We start from the raw sequence: 16789 nt of genomic DNA, 5'->3' as shown, positions 1-16789 counted from the left end.
ATTAGCGCCTTTTTTACTACCTAAAATTTACTAAATTGTTATAATATTTGATTACATAAAGTTGAGCTAGAACAATCATGCTCAATTAATGCGCTTTACGTGCTAAAAATAATAATTAAACACACAGTAAGTGTGTCTAGGAGTCTCTACTTTGAAGCTATTGGATGACAAACCAATCAAGCCCGCCTCGTTTTTTGATGCATTAATTCCTATCTCTGTATTAATTTGTTTACTTGGTGCTGCCGTTTACTTATTTGGTGATAACTCTTCATCAGGCCCTAACCAAATTGCACTTTTATTTGCTACTTTTGCAGCGGCTTTAATTGGGCTTAAAAACGGTTATACATGGAAAAAATTAGAACAAGCTATGATCGAAGGTATAACGCTTTCACTTGGCGCTATCCTAATTTTACTTATGGTAGGTGCGTTAATTGGCACTTGGCTACTTTCTGGAACTGTACCAACTTTAATTTATTATGGCTTGCAAGTTATAAACCCAAGTTGGTTTTATGCAGCGAGTTGTTTAATTTGTGGCATTGTAGCTATGAGTATAGGTAGTTCTTGGACTACTGCCGCTACGATAGGTGTTGCTTTATTAGGCGTTGCAACGGGTCTTGGACTTGAACAAACAGTTACAGCAGGCGCTGTTATATCTGGCGCGTACTTTGGTGATAAGTTAAGCCCGCTGTCTGAAACAACCAATTTAGCGCCAGCAGTTGTAGGCGCTGATTTATTTGAGCATATTCAACATATGCTGTGGACGACAGTACCAAGTTTTGTAATTGCGCTGATTATATTTATATTCATGGGCTTTAACGCAACTGCTTCAAGCGAAGCGGGGCGCATTGATGAAATAACGGCTATTTTACAGCAAAACTTTAATATTGGTTTTGAAATGCTAATCCCGCTAATTGTACTTTTAGTTTTAGCGATTAAAAAAATGCCAGCCTTTCCTGCTATCTCTATCGGTGCTGTTGTGGGCGCTGTTTGGGCCATGTTGTTTCAATCTGATTTAATTGCTAGTCAAATTGATGTTTCTCAAGGGCAGTTAGTTGGCTATTTTAAGCTTGTTTGGACGACGTTTTTTGATGGTTTTAGCATAAGTACAGGCGATGACAAAATGGACTCCCTACTCAGTGGTGGCGGTATGTCTGGAATGCTTACAACCACATGGCTTATTATGACTGCACTGATGTTTGGTGCCATTATGGAAAAAACAGGCCTTTTGGATATTTTTGTTAAAAGCATACTTAAAATAGCTAAAAGTACGGGATCGTTAATTGCGGCAACAATAGCAACGTGTATTGGTACTAACGTGATAGCGGCCGATCAATATATTGCAATTGTTGTACCTGGTCGTATGTTTAAAGATGAATATGAAAAACGTGGTTTGAAGCCTGTTAACTTATCTCGTACATTGGAAGATGGCGGTACAATTACCAGCCCACTAATTCCATGGAACACGTGTGGCGCATATATGCAAAGCGTTTTACTAATAAATCCTTTTGATTATGCACTCTACGCTTTCTTTAACTTAATTAACCCTGTTTTAGCGGTGGTTTATGCCTACTTGGGCATTAAAATTTTACGTATTAAGCCAAAACAATCCGCCTAATTTTAAACAGCTCCTTTTAACTTAAAAGGAGCTGTTTTGGAGTATCTATGACTGAATCAAGTAAACCTCAAGCACAATATCTTAAAGACTATAAAGCTCCTGATTTTTTAATTGACCACACAGAGCTAACCTTTGACTTACAGCCATTATCAACCAAAGTAAGCTCTTTGCTAACGCTTACGCGTGTTGGTGATAAAAAAGCACCTTTAGTGCTTGATGGTATTGATTTACGCTTACTGTCTTTATCTATTGATACGGTTGATATAACTGATTATGAAATTATTGGCGAGCAGCTAATAATTAATAACCTACCGGATAGTTGTCAATTAAGTATTGTGACCGAGATATCGCCTGAGACGAATACTTCTTTAGAGGGTTTGTATTTATCTGGCGGTGCGTATTGTACACAGTGTGAAGCGCAGGGTTTTAGAAAGATCACCTATTACATGGATCGCCCTGATGTACTTGCCACGTTTGATGTAACTATTATTGCCGATAAAAAGTATCTACAACTTCTTTCTAATGGTAATCAAGTAGACAGTGGTGAAACACAAGATGGTCGTCATTTTGTTAAATGGCAAGACCCATTTAAAAAGCCGAGCTATTTATTTGCACTTGTAGCTGGCGATTTTGATGTTTTAAAAGATACGTACACGACTAAAAGCGGCAAAGATGTAGAATTAGCATTGTTTGTTGATAAAGGTAATTTATCTAAAACACCCCATGCTATTGCCTCACTCAAAAAGGCAATGCAGTGGGATGAAGAACGCTTTAATTTAGAGTATGACCTTGATATTTATATGATTGTAGCCGTCGATTTTTTCAACATGGGCGCGATGGAAAATAAAGGGCTAAACGTTTTTAACAGTAAATGCGTATTAGCTAATCAAGAAACAGCCACAGATAAAGACTACCATACGATTGAATCCATTGTAGGGCATGAGTACTTTCATAACTGGACAGGTAACCGAGTTACTTGTAGAGATTGGTTTCAGTTATCGCTAAAAGAAGGGTTAACTGTATTTAGAGACCAAGAGTTCAGTAGTGATTTAGGCTCTCGTGCACTTAACCGAATTGATGCGGTCAAAGTTATGCGTACGCATCAGTTTAGCGAAGATGCAGGCCCTATGGCTCACCCAATTCGCCCTGAGAAAGTTATTGAAATGAATAACTTTTATACAGTAACTGTATACGATAAAGGTGCTGAAGTTATCCGTATGATGCACACATTACTGGGTGAAACTAATTTTCAAAAAGGGATGACGCTTTACTTTGAGCGCCACGATGGGCAAGCAGTTACATGTGATGACTTTGTAAGTGCGATGAGCGATGCATCAGGTGTTGATTTAGAGCAATTTAAACAATGGTACAGCCAATCAGGTACACCGCGTTTAAATGCAATTCAAGAATTTGATAGTAGCTCAAATACATACACTTTGACAATCGAGCAAACAGCGCCAGCTAATCAGCCAGAGAATAAAAAGCTTCATATACCTTTTGCTATTGAACTACTTGATGCCAATGGACAAAGTATTGCTCTGCAATATAAAGGTAAAAAGCTAGATCATGTACTCGATGTAACTAATGCGACTCAAATATTTAGCTTTGATAATATTTTAGAAAAGCCTGTTGCGGTTTTGCTAGAAGACTTTTCTGCACCTTGTATTTTAAACCAGCAAACAACAGAGCCCGAACTATTGCATATTATGCGTTTTGCGCGCAGTGATTTTTCACGTTGGGATGCACAACAGCAGCTATTCATTAAGGCGATTAAATCTCAAATCACCGATGCAACGAATAGCGTATTAAGCAGCGAAATTATAAATGCGCTACGTGTACTTATAAACACCAAAGAGGGCGATTTAGCTTTAATTGCAGAGCTGTTTAAATTGCCGAGTTTTGACACGTTAGCTGCTGAATTTGATGTAATACCTGTAGATGACATTATTGAAATAACAGAAAAGTTTGAGCAACAAATTGCTGATGAACTTGCTGATGAACTGCTTAGTTGCTACGAATCTCTTGAAGATGATGGGAGTATAAGTGCAAGCGCAGTTGCAAACCGTGCCTTGAAACAAATATGCTTACATTATCTAGCTAAAACGCAAAAGCCAGAAGCTGTAACCTTTATTAAAGAAGCGGCAAGCTCGACTAATATGACTAATGTACTTGGTGCCCTAAGCGCTGTGGTAAAAGCTTCACACCCTGTTAGAGACGAGCTTTTGAGTCATTTTGATAGTCAGTGGCGTCATGATGTTTTGGTGATGGATAAATGGTTTGCACTGCAAGCTATGCAATCGGGTAGTAATGCAATAGAGAATATTAAAGCACTTTACGAACACCCGTGTTTTGATTTTTCAAATCCCAATCGTGTACGTGCACTTGTAGGAAGTTTTAGCCATTTTAATACAGCGCAATTTCATCGGTATGATGCCCAAGGTTATGCGTTATTAGGTGATTTACTAATAAAACTTAATGCAATTAATCCACAAAATGCATCGCGTATGCTGACACCATTTATGTCGTGGAAGCGTTACGATGATGTACGCTCACAAGCAATGAAACTGCAATTACAGCGCTTAGCCAATTTAGATGGCCTAAGTGCTGACTTGTATGAAAAGGTTGAAAAAGCGCTCGCATAAATGATTGAGTATTATTTTACCCTAAGATTGAGCTATAACGAATGCATGGATTACTACCATGGTCGTTTTAGCTCATTACAAGTTGTAGAGGATGGCGGTAAAACGATTCGTTTTACCGCTACATATTTAAGGCCCTTCATTTCGAGCTTGGGTGTACGTGGCCGTTTTAGACTCTTATTAACCCCCGAAAACAAGTTTATCCGCCTAGAACGAGTGGCCTGACACTCGGTTTTTATGTTATATATACATAAAAATATTGTATTTTTGTTAATTTCAATTTGTCCTATTGTTAAATTACGTGTATAAATTATCTGGTACGACGTCTTACCAATACGTAAGCGTCAACCAGAATAAAAATATATGACAGATTTGAGCGCGTATTTGTAATTTTGCAGATTCGCTTCTATCGTTATGATTACACTAAAAACAATAACTTGATCACACAAAATGACCCGCGACAGGGGGGAACCAAAATGATAAGAAGATCGCTTTTTGTTAAAAATAAAATCGCTATAGGTTTAGCAGCCGCTAGTTTAGGTTTATCTGCAGCCAGTACTCAAGCTGTAACATTTGAAGCTGGGGGTTTTGATATTACCTTCGATTCAACCTTTTCATATGGGCAAAGTGTCCGTGTAGAAGACAGGGACTTTAGCTTAATTGGTAAAAGTAATAATCCAGCTTTTGACTGGACAGGTTACAACCCTGCGCTAAGTAACACTATTTACTCATCACAAGATGTATGGGCACAACCGGGCTCTTACTCAAACAATGGTGATGCGGGTAATTTAAATTTTGATAGTGGTGACTCATTCTCAAAACTATTGAAGGGCACACACGACCTTTCAATAAATAAAGATAACTACGGTTTGTTCACTCGCTTTATGTATTTTTATGACTTTGCATTAATGGATGGCAATCATGCATACTCAAATCCTACATCAGGGCAGGGTGTTGATCCATGTGACGATAAAGACACCAAAGCACAAAGTTGTGCCGACATACGTTTACTAGATGCGTTTGTATGGGCCGATTTTGATTTAAATGATGGTAATAATCCTTTATCTGTTCGTTTAGGTCAGCAAGTAGTTAACTGGGGGGAAAGTACGCTTATATCTCATGGCATTAACGTAAACCCGGTTGATATTGACAGATTAAAAGCACCAGGCGCTGAGCTTAAAGAAGCATTTATACCAATCGGTATGCTTTGGGCATCGCTTGGTATTACTGAAAACATCACGCTTGAAGGTTTCTACCAATATCAATGGCAAGAAACGCGTTTACCAGCAGCCGGCACGTATTTTTCTACTAATGACTTTGCAGCAGAAAATGGTTACCAACAAAATGTTCAATTAGGCTTTACGTCTAACCCTGATATTGATGTTGCTTTTTTAACGGATAGTTTAAATAACTTAACATCTGACTTTGCATTAGCAGCAGCTGCACGAGGCATAGATCCTTCAAGTGCCGAAGGGAGTGCTTTATTAGCTCAAATGTACCTTGCATATCCAACTAAGGTCGCGCTTAAAGGTAAAGGGGATAATGGTAAAACAGAACCTGAAGATGGCGGTCAGTATGGTCTTCGCTTAGGTGTGTTTTTACCTGAGTTTAATGATACTGAAATTGCGTTATACCACGTGAACTACCACAGTCGTCGTCCGCTTATCTCTGGTCGCGTATCAAACTTTTCTCAGGCTGCTATAGCTCAAGATTTAGCAATGATTATGACTACAGAGATTACCTCTGATAATGTGGCTGATTTAACTGCTTTTTCTAAAGCTGAAAACGACTACCCTGAAGATATTAAACTATACGGTTTAAGCTTTAACACCACTATTGGTGAAACAGCTTTTGCGGGTGAATTTGCTTTTCGTCAAGACGAGCCTCTGCAAATTGATGACGTAGAGTTACTTTATACAGCTATGCCAGAGCAGTTAGCGCTTGCCGGTATTCGTCCTGATTTTGCGGGTATTTCGCAAATGAGTTTTGGCGATGCTATAAGCTCTGTTGGAGCGGGTGAAGTTGCCAAGGGCTATATTGAACGTGATACATCTCAAATTCAATTTACGGCTACTCATTTATTTGGCCCTTCATTAGGGGCTGATAGTTGGGCTGTTGTTGGTGAAGTGGGTGCTGTAAAAATTCATAACATGCCAGAATATGACGAAATGCGTTTGAATGTATCTGGTACTGGCCGTAGTGGCGTTATTACTGGCCCAGGCACTACTGATTACTCAACATTACAGCTTGGTTTATCAAACGGTGCTGAAGAAAAATCATTTGCTACTGCATCTTCTTGGGGTTACCGCTTAATTGCTAAAGGTGATTATTATGACCTTTACGATGGTATTAACTTCTCTCCACGTTTTGTATTTTCTCATGACGTAAATGGTAATACACCAGATCCTATGTTCTTATTTATTGAAGACCGTAAATCTTTAGGTGCGACCATGAACTTTAACTACCAAAATGCGTGGTCACTTGATGTGAGCTACAACTCGTTTTGGGGCGGCGGCGGTATTAATACCTTCTCAGACCGCGATTACGTTTCTTTTAACTTAAAATATTCTATTTAGGGGTAACATTACTATGATTATAAAACCTACCCTCATTGCTACTGCTTTTTGTAGCTTGTTTGCAAGCAGCGCAGCCTTAGCTAAATTAAGCACTGACGAAGTTGCTCAATTAGGTCAAAATTTAACGCCATTGGGCGCAGAAAAAGCAGCGAATGCTGATGGTTCTATTCCAGCATGGAATAATGGCATTACATCTGCACCAGCAGGTTATGAACCGGGTATGCATCACCTTGACCCATATACCACTGACAAAGTGCTTTTCACTATTGATAAAAGTAATATCGAAAAGTACAAAGCCAATTTAAGTCCGGGTCAAATTGCTTTATTTGAAGCATACCCAGACACATTTAAAATGCCAGTGTATGAAACACGTCGCTCAGCGTCTTATCCACAGTTTGTTTATGACGCAACTAAAAAGTTTGCACCAACAGCTGAATTAGTTGAAGGCGGAAATGGTATTAAAAATACAGCAATTGGTATTCCTTTTCCTATTCCTAAAACGGGTTTAGAGGCAATTTGGAATCACTTATTACGTTACCGTGGGCAATCTATTGAACGTTTTGGTGGTCAAGCAGCACCAACGGCGTCAGGCTCTTATAACTATGTTGGCTTTGATGAACAGCTATTAGTTAAATATTCAGATCCGAGTGCAACACCCGCAGAGCTGCAAGACTCAAATATTTTGTTTAAGTTTAAACAAAGTGTTACAGAGCCTGCACGCTTAGCAGGTACAGCACTGCTTGTTCATGAAACGATGGACCAAATATTAACGCCACGCCAAGCATGGACTTACAACTCGGGACAACGCCGCGTTCGTCGTGCACCTAATGTTGCATATGATGCACCAGGAACAGCAGCGGATAGCTTACGTACTACTGATGACTTTGACATGTTCAATGGCTCACCTAATCGTTACAACTGGACGTTGAAAGGTAAGCAAGAATTATACATTCCTTACAACAGCTATAAGCTTCATAGTGATAAGTTAGAATACGATGACATTTTAATGCCTGGCCACATAAACCCAGAGCATACACGCTACGAAAAACACCGTGTTTGGGTTGTTGAAGCTAACTTAAAAGACGATACACGCCATATCTATAAAAAACGTGTGTTTTACATTGATGAAGATAGCTGGCAAGTACAGGTTACGGATATTTATGATAACCGCGACCAACTTTACCGTGTAGCAATGGCTTATGGCCTTAACTACTACGAAGTACCTACTCAGTGGAGTACGCTTGAGGTTTATCATGATTTAAATTCACGTCGTTATTTAGCAATTGGTTTAGATAACCAAGAAAAAATGTACGATTTTTCACAATCGTTTAACGATAACGAGTTTACGTCAAGCGCATTACGTCGCGCAGGTAGATAGTTAGAAGTTAGGCACTTAACGTATGTTAAGTGCCTTTTCCTTTCACATCGCGTTTGTCTTATACCAAATCGCGCAACGCTTTCCTCAGTATATAAAGACAAACAATTCTCTCGTTCAAGGCGATTAAAATTTATGAAGTATTTAGTATATGCCAGCCTGATCATAAGTGGTGCGAGTGTTGCTCAGGATGTCCCTGAAAATGCAATCAGTGCAATTAAAGCAGATAAAACCCTACTTACTGATATAACAAACACAGGTAACGGGCTAATTGCAGTAGGCAAGCATGGTACCGTTATTAAAAGTGACACTGGTAATAAATGGCAACAAGCTGAACTTGTACCGACTCAAGTGCTATTAACAGCTGTTGACTTTAGCGATGAAAATAATGGCTGGGCATGTGGACACGATGCCACCATTATCAATACTACCGATGGTGGTATTAATTGGCAGTTACAACAAGTTAAACCAGAACTAGATAAACCCTGCCTTGATATCCTATTTGAAGATGATTTAAAAGGTTTTGCAGTGGGCGCCTATGGTATGTTTTATCAAACCACCGACGGTGGTAAACATTGGCAAAAGCGCTTTTTAGATTCGTTACTGTTTAGTGATGACAGAGATTACTTAAACGATTTAAAAGAAAACGATCCCGAAGGGTATGAAGCAGAAACAGCTTCAATTTTACCGCACTTTAATCGAATCGAAAAAACAGATAACGGATTAATGTTGGTTGGTGAAATGGGTTTAATGGCCAGAAGCATTGATGATGGCGAAACTTGGCAAAGGATTGAGGAAATTTATCCTGGATCATTCTTTGCAGTTGCCTCTGATAGTACGCAAGAAATTGTAGCGGGGCTTCGAGGTAATGTTTTTGCTAAGCAAAATGGCGAACAAGAGTGGCAGCATTTCGAAAATGTAAAAACTGCGACGATCAACAACATCATTAATTACAATAACAAACAATGGCTCATGCTCGCCAATAGTGGCGTTATTTTTCATCTTCAAGATGGGTTACTCACCCATGAGCAGTTAGCCGATGGTAAAGCAATTTTAGATGGCGTGATTTTAAATAACAAACTAATCATGGCGACAGAAGATGGCATTAAAGTGAAGGAGTTAACCCCTTAATGCATAAGTTACTCGATTTTATTGAAAAGGCGATTTTTAGACATCGCTTAATTATGCTTATAAGTTTTGCGCTTATAAGCTGTTTACTGGTATTCAAAGCAACTCAAATTCAATTAGATGCCTCGTTTAATAAAAACATCCCGTTAAATCACGACTATATGAAAGTATACACTAAGCATGAAAAACAGTTTGGTGGTGCAAACAGTATTTTGATTTCAGTGTGTGATGACAGCGGCAATATATTTAATCCAGAGTTCTTTACTCAATTAAAAGCGGTTCACGATCAGCTTTATTTTATTCCTGGCGTAAATCGTCCATTAGTTAACTCTATATTTTCACCCAGTGCTCGTTTTGTTGAAGTAGTCGAGGATGGCTTTGCAGGCGGTCCAATTATTCCTGCTAACTTTAAAGCGGATACGCGTGGTTTAGGTGTTGTAAAAGAAAACATCGAAAAAGCAAAAGTGGTAGGACGTATGATTGCCAGCGATTACTCGTGTGCAATGGTAACGGCCCAGCTTTTAGAAACAGATCCTCAAACTCAACAAAAATTAGACACTTTAGCTTTTGCACAAAAGCTAGAAAGTGATTTAAGAGAACCTTTAAGTACAGATAAAGTAAGTATTCATATTATTGGTTTTGCAAAAATGGCAGGTGATATAGCTGAAGGCGCAAAAGGCGTGGTTGTATTTTTTGCCATTGCTATCGCCTTTACATTTATTATGGTTTGGCTATTTTGTGGTAGTTTGAAGTTAACCATTTTACCTATTGCCTGTTCTATTATTGCAGTTGTTTGGCAACTTGGCCTGCTTTCAAGTTTAGGCTTTGGCCTTGACCCTATGTCTATTTTGGTACCGTTTTTAGTATTTGCGATTGGTGTAAGCCATGGTGTGCAGATGATAAATGCGATTGGTAAAAAAGTAGGTGAAGGTAAAACAACACGTATTTGTTGTCAGTCAAGTTTTAGGGCTTTATTAGTGCCAGGCGGTATTGCACTGCTTTCAGACACCGTAGGCTTCTTAACATTACTTACCATCGATATTGGTATTATCCGTGAACTTGCCATTACAGCGAGTTTAGGTGTAGCAGTAATTATATTTACTAATTTAATCTTATTGCCAGTTTGGGCTTCGTACATGAACTTTGAAAACAGTGTACATATTCAATCTGGTGATGCAGCAAAACCAAACATGCTTGATAAAATCCGCGACTTACTTGTTAAAGCGACTGATCCTAAAGTAGCTAAAATGATTATTGGTTTTACCCTTGTTCTATTTGCTTTAGGTTACTGGCAAGCAGATAAAATGCGTATAGGTGACTTACATGCAGGCGCGCCATCACTGCATCAAGATGCTCGTTATAATCAAGACACGTTTTTAATATCAGACAAGTACACTATCTCGTCTGATATCTTAAAGGTAATTGTAGAAGCGTATCCTGCAGCATGTACTGAGCATGATGTGATGGAGCGTATAAGCCGTTTTCAATACAAAGTAGAGAATGTAGCAGGTGTGCAGTCTGCTGTAAGTTTGAGCTCTGTAGCTCAATCGGTTAACGCAGGCTACAACGAAGGCAATTTGAAATGGCAAAGCTTGCCACGAAATTCAGCAAGTTTAGTGCAGTCAACGTCTCGAGTTGAAACTAGTACAGGTTTACTTAACGGTGATTGTTCAGTTATGCCAGTGATTATATTTTTAGATGATCATAAAGCACAAACTATAGATACTGTAATTAAGAGTGTTAAGCAATTTGCGCAAGAAGAGGGCACTGATAAATTAGCATTTAAATTAGCTTCAGGACCTGTTGGTGTAATGGCAGCGACTAATGAGTCAGTTGCAGAAGCGCAAATACCAATGATGCTTTATGTTTATGGTGCCGTTATCATTTTATGTTTAATGAGCTTTAGAAGCGTAAAAGCAACGATTGCTGTGGTATTGCCGCTTTATATCGTATCAACACTTGCACAAGCACTTATGGTGCAATTAGAAATAGGCTTAACCGTTTCTACTTTGCCAGTTATTGCTCTAGGAGTAGGTATTGGGGTCGATTACGGTATTTATATACTGTCGTCGATGATGGGGCAGCTTAAGCAAAATGTACCATTAAGTGTTGCTTATCGAAATGCGCTTGTTGAACGTGGCAGTGCGGTTCTATTTACCGGTATTACACTTGCGATTGGTGTGAGTACGTGGATATTCTCAGATCTTAAATTCCAAGTTGATATGGGTATACTGTTAACCTTCATGTTTTTAGTGAATATGTTAGGTGCAGTGTTGTTATTACCCGCTATTGGTAGCCTTCTCTGGACTGACCAGAAAAAATAATGTGAATAATTTTGCTCCTAAATGGCCTGTAAAGGCCATTTATATCTACAATTTGTGAATAGATGACCAAATAGCTGAAATGCTTAAAATGTTTTCATCGAAAAGGCTGTTTATTAGCTGTAAAAGGGTTAGAATTTGATTGACTCCACGCTAATGAATAGCTGTACAAATTCCTGCTCCTGAGCAGTAATAGATTAAGGAACATACAATGACACGAAATGAAGGCCAAGCCTCGGTTATCCTAGATAATGTCTGTAAGCTGATCCAGAAAAAAGTTCGCGCTGATAATGTGTTACTCGTTGAGAAATTCGCCAAAGCCTTGTACAGCAATATGTCTAAAGAGGATTTGGCAAACCGCAACGATAGTGACCTATATGGCGCAGCATTAAGCCTTTGGAACTCGCTAGAAAAAAATACTACCGACGACGCAGTTATCCGCGTTTTCAACCCTGAAGTGGCAAAAGATGGCTGGCAGTCATCACATACAATCGTAGAGATTATTACTAAAGACATGCCGTTTTTAGTTGATTCTGTTCGTATGGCCATGACTCGTGAAAATATCGCCTCTCACTTATTACTTCACTGCCCATTAAAAATTAAGCGCGATGAAAACGCTAAAATTTCTGGATTATCAAATTTAAAAGCAGAGCAAGAATCCTCATCTACTAAAACAGTATTTTTTATTGAAATTGACCGTCAAACAGATTCTTCTGTGATTGAGTCTTTCAAGAAAGAGTTAGAGTCGGTTCTTGTTGATGTATCAGTTGCTGTTGATGATTGGCAGCCAATTCGTAAAAAATTGATTGCAGTAACCAAAGAGTTACCTAAACGTCATCATAATAAAACGACAGAAGAAGTTTCAGAAACAACTGAGTTTTTAGATTGGTTAGCGAAAGATAACTTTACCCTAATGGGTTACCGTGAATATGAGCTAAGCCCAGTTCAAGGTGATTACCAATTAAAAGGTAAAATGGAATCAAGCCTTGGCTTGATGAAAAACTCTACTGAAGAGCACACACGATTATTATCAGAATTACCAGAAGTTGCCCGCCAAGAAGCACGCAGCAGCAACCTACTGATCCTAACAAAAACTAACTCTGTTTCTCGCGTTCACCGTCCAGCTTACATCGATTACGTAGGTATTAAGCGTTTTGACGATGAAGGCAATGTAATTGGTGAAGACCGCTTTATTGGTTTGTTCTCATCAAGCTTTTACAATAACAGTGCTACTGATGTGCCTGTTTTAAAGAGTAAAATTAACCGCATTATGGAAATGTGTGATTTTGCTAAAGGTACACACGCTTACAAAGCTGTTTTAAATATTTTAGAAACCTACCCACGTGACGAGCTAGTTCAAGCGCGCGAAAGTGAGCTACTTGAAGTTGCTATGGGTGTTTTACAAGTACAAGAGCGCGATATGTGTCGCTTGTTTGTACGTAAAGATGCGTATGGTCGCTTTTTATCTTGCATGGTTTATGTTCCTCGCGAACGCTATAACACGGCTCTTCGTCGTGAAACGCAAGATATATTAGCTAATGCATTTAATTCTGACGATAAAGTCGAATTTACTACTTATTTCTCTGAGTCAACACTGGCGCGTACTCATTACACCGTTCGTGTGACCGACAACAAGATCGAATATAACGTGAAAGACATCGAAAACAATTTAGTAGAAGCTGCACGTACGTGGGAAGATAAACTTCAATCTGCACTTTTAGAGTCTGCGGGTGAAGCACGTGGTAACGATTTAAATCGTAAATACTGTAATGCATTTGCACGCTCATACAAAGACGAAGTGCTTCCAAGTGCTGCGGTTGTTGATATTGAAAAGTTAGAACTACTTAGCGATGAAAACAAGCTAGAAATGCTGTTTTACCGTCCTCAAGAAGAAGCAAACAGTAATATTGTACGATTAAGCTTATTCCATAAAGATGAGCCAATTCACTTATCTGATGTTATGCCAATGCTTGAAAACTTTGGTCTGCGCGTTGTTGGTGAAACACCATATTCAGTTAAAACTAGCGATGGTCGTATTAACTGGATCATGGACTTCTCGATGCTTATTGACAGCAAAGGGATGGCAGACTTTGATAAAATTTCAGCACGTTTTCGCGCTGCATTAACAAATGTGTGGGGCAACCGCCTTGAAAATGATGGTTTTAACCGTTTAGTATTAATGGGTGGCCTAACTGGCCGCGAAGCCTCTATTTTACGTGCTTACGCTAAGTACATGCGTCAAATTGGTGTAACGTTCTCACAAAGTTACATTGAAAGCACATTTGCAAATTATCCAAACATTGCAGCGCAAATTGTTAATTTATTTGCTAAAAAGTTCTCAGTTAAGAGCCCAGCAAGTGCTAAAACACTTGAAAAGTTAAGTACGCAAATTTACTTAGAACTTGAAAATGTAGCAAACCTTGATGATGACCGCATTATACGTTTATACGTAGATATGATTGTTGCGACACTACGTACCAACTATTTCCAAAAAGATGATGCAGGTCAGTTTAAATCTTATGTTTCGTTTAAAATACAGCCTAGCTTAATTCCTGATGTACCACTTCCACTTCCTGCGTTTGAGATCTTTGTTTATTCTCCGCGCGTTGAAGGTGTGCATTTACGTTACGGTAAAGTAGCGCGTGGTGGTCTGCGTTGGTCTGACCGTCGTGAAGACTTCCGTACTGAAGTACTTGGCTTAGTTAAAGCGCAACAAGTTAAAAATACAGTAATTGTACCTGTTGGCTCTAAAGGTGGTTTTGTATGTAAACAATTACCTAGTGAGCGCGAAGCGTTTATAAAAGAAGGCCAAGAGTGTTACAAAATCTTTATCCGTGGTCTTCTAGATATTACAGATAACATAGAGCGCGGTGAAGTAGTGCCAGCTCGTGATGTTGTTCGCCACGATGAAGATGATGCATACCTAGTGGTTGCAGCCGACAAAGGTACAGCTACTTTCTCTGATATCGCAAACGGCATAGCTAATGAATACAATTTCTGGCTAGGCGATGCATTCGCATCAGGTGGCTCGGTTGGTTACGATCATAAGAAAATGGGTATTACAGCTAAAGGCGCATGGGAGTCAGTTAAACGACATTTCCGTGAAATGGATATCGATTGTCAAACGACTGACTTTACAGTGGTAGCCATAGGCGATATGGCTGGTGATGTATTTGGTAATGGTATGTTGTTATCTAAGCATATTCGTTTACAAGTTGCCTTTAACCATATGCACATTTTTGTTGATCCGAACCCAGATGCTGCTACTTCTTACCCAGAGCGCGAACGTTTATTTAATATGCCGCGTTCATCGTGGGAAGATTACAATAAAGAGTTAATTTCTGCCGGTGGTGGTGTTTTCTCTCGTGCTGCTAAATCAATTACGCTTAGCCCAGAAATGAAAAAAATGTTGGGCACTAAAAAAGCAAGTATGACCCCAAATGAGTTAATGAAAGCTTCATTGATGATGGAGTTCGATTTACTGTGGAATGGCGGCATTGGTACATACATTAAAAACTCTAAAGAAACTGATGCAGATGTAGGGGATCGTGCAAACGATGCACTACGTATCAATGGTAGAGATTTAGGCGCTAAAATAATTGGTGAGGGTGGTAACTTAGGTGCAACTCAATTAGGTCGTGTTGAATTTGCAGCTAAGGGTGGTCGTGTTAATACTGACTTTATTGATAACGTAGGGGGCGTTGCCTGTTCAGATAACGAAGTTAACATTAAGATTTTACTTAATGGCTTGGTTGCTGAAGGCGACTTAACACGTAAACAACGTGATGAGCTACTTTATTCTATGACAGATGAAGTATCTGAATTAGTATTAAAAGACTGTTACCGTCAAACACATACTATTTCAATTACGCAGTCTAAAGGTACTTCAACGCTTAAAGAAAAGATTCGCTTTATTCATGCACTTGAAAAAGATGGTAAGTTAAACCGTGCTATTGAGTTCATTCCAAGTGATGAAGAATTGGCAGAACGTGCAGCCGCAGGTAAAGACTTAACTCGCCCTGAGCTTTCAGTGCTAGTGTCTTACGCAAAAATGGTATTAAAAGAGTCTTTAGTAAGTGATGAAATTACTGAAAACCCTTACTATCGCCAATTGCTTGTGAAGTCATTCCCACGTCCTCTACGTGAGAAGTTTAACGATGCGATGAACAACCATCCACTTCGTAAAGAAATTATTGCAACTAAACTTGCTAACAGTATCGTTAATGATATGGGTTTAAACTTCATGGTACGTATGCATGAAGAAACCGGTGCCAACGAAGCTGAAATTGCAATGTGTTACTCAATTGCTAGCGAAATATTTGAAATGCGTGATACATGGTCTTCTATCAGCGCACTGGATAATAAAATACCAGCAGCGGTACAAACTGAAATGCTTTACCAACTTCGTCGTACTGTTCGCCGTACTACGCGCTGGTTCTTACGTCATCGTAATAAGTCACAAACGATTGAACAAGGAATTGAATTCTTTGCGCCAACGTTTAAAGATTTAAGCGATAATTTAAATACATACATGATTGAAAAAGAAAATGACCGTATTGTAATTGAAGCTAATAAGTTAATTGATGCCGGCGTTCCTGCAGATATAGCTAAGCGTATTGTTTCGTTATCAAGCTTATTCTCTGTGATGGATTTAGCTGAGGTTGCTAATAATTCAGGTAAGAGTATTTCGATGGTATCGAATACTTACTTTAAACTAGGCGCGAGAATGGGTCTGCATTGGTTCTTAGAGCAAATAACTAAGCAACCAGTAGCAAATCATTGGCAAGCACTTGCTCGTTCATCTTACCGTGAAGAGCTTGATTGGCAGCAACGTACGTTATCTGAAGTGGTGCTAAATAGCTTTGAAGGTGACGAGAGCGATGTTGATAGTCAAATAGATGAGTGGATGGATAGCCAAGATTTATTACTTCAGCGTTGGAAACAAATGTTGGCTGAGTTTAAAACATCACAAAGCCACGACTTTGCTAAGTTCTCAGTTGCACTTCGTGAACTTATGTTATTAAGTCACAACTGTGATACATCAGGAAAATAATTTAGCTTTAATCAGTTATTTGTTTAGTAAATAAATAACTGATTGTTAAAATTGTTATACAATACCTCAGCCTTGTCTGAGG

At 39.0% G+C, this 16789-nt stretch carries 8 protein-coding genes; all 8 read left to right on the top strand.

Annotated features, from left to right (window positions below; translation table 11 throughout):
- Positions 1 to 151 precede the first annotated feature (151 nt).
- The 8 genes from nhaC to GQR46_RS05205 all read left to right on the top strand — a co-directional run bounded on the left by nhaC (position 152) and on the right by GQR46_RS05205 (position 16707).
- On the top strand, positions 152 to 1615 hold the full coding sequence (nhaC, locus tag GQR46_RS05240; RefSeq protein WP_007586912.1) for a Na+/H+ antiporter NhaC: 1464 nt from the start codon (positions 152 to 154) through the stop codon (positions 1613 to 1615).
- Positions 1616 to 1662: 47 nt separating this feature from the next.
- Positions 1663 to 4257: an aminopeptidase N gene (gene pepN, locus GQR46_RS05235; RefSeq protein ID WP_165740272.1), complete on the top strand. Its 2595-nt coding sequence runs from the start codon at positions 1663 to 1665 to the stop codon at positions 4255 to 4257.
- A complete protein-coding gene (locus tag GQR46_RS05230) occupies positions 4258 to 4479 on the top strand; it encodes a DUF2835 family protein (RefSeq protein ID WP_149592249.1) in 222 nt (73 codons plus the stop codon). It begins immediately after the preceding gene.
- Between the two features lie 251 nt (positions 4480 to 4730).
- Complete coding sequence (locus GQR46_RS05225) at positions 4731 to 6830, top strand: DUF1302 domain-containing protein (protein WP_165740270.1); 2100 nt, start codon at positions 4731 to 4733, stop codon at positions 6828 to 6830.
- Positions 6831 to 6843: 13 nt separating this feature from the next.
- Positions 6844 to 8208, top strand: coding sequence for a DUF1329 domain-containing protein (locus GQR46_RS05220; protein ID WP_165740268.1), 1365 nt, complete (start codon positions 6844 to 6846; stop codon positions 8206 to 8208).
- A gap of 132 nt (positions 8209 to 8340) precedes the next feature.
- On the top strand, positions 8341 to 9336 hold the full coding sequence (locus GQR46_RS05215) for a YCF48-related protein (protein ID WP_165740267.1): 996 nt from the start codon (positions 8341 to 8343) through the stop codon (positions 9334 to 9336).
- On the top strand, positions 9336 to 11657 hold the full coding sequence (locus GQR46_RS05210) for an MMPL family transporter (RefSeq protein WP_165740265.1): 2322 nt from the start codon (positions 9336 to 9338) through the stop codon (positions 11655 to 11657). The genes GQR46_RS05215 and GQR46_RS05210 overlap by 1 nt, the downstream gene beginning before the upstream one ends.
- A 208-nt stretch (positions 11658 to 11865) precedes the next feature.
- Positions 11866 to 16707, top strand: coding sequence for an NAD-glutamate dehydrogenase (locus tag GQR46_RS05205; RefSeq protein ID WP_033027177.1), 4842 nt, complete (start codon positions 11866 to 11868; stop codon positions 16705 to 16707).
- Positions 16708 to 16789: the final 82 nt, after the last annotated feature.

The organism is Pseudoalteromonas sp. Z1A6, from assembly GCF_011378745.1.
In the GTDB taxonomy this organism is placed as follows: Bacteria; Pseudomonadota; Gammaproteobacteria; order Enterobacterales; family Alteromonadaceae; genus Pseudoalteromonas; species Pseudoalteromonas arctica.
This window is presented reverse-complemented; position numbering and strand designations above follow the sequence as displayed.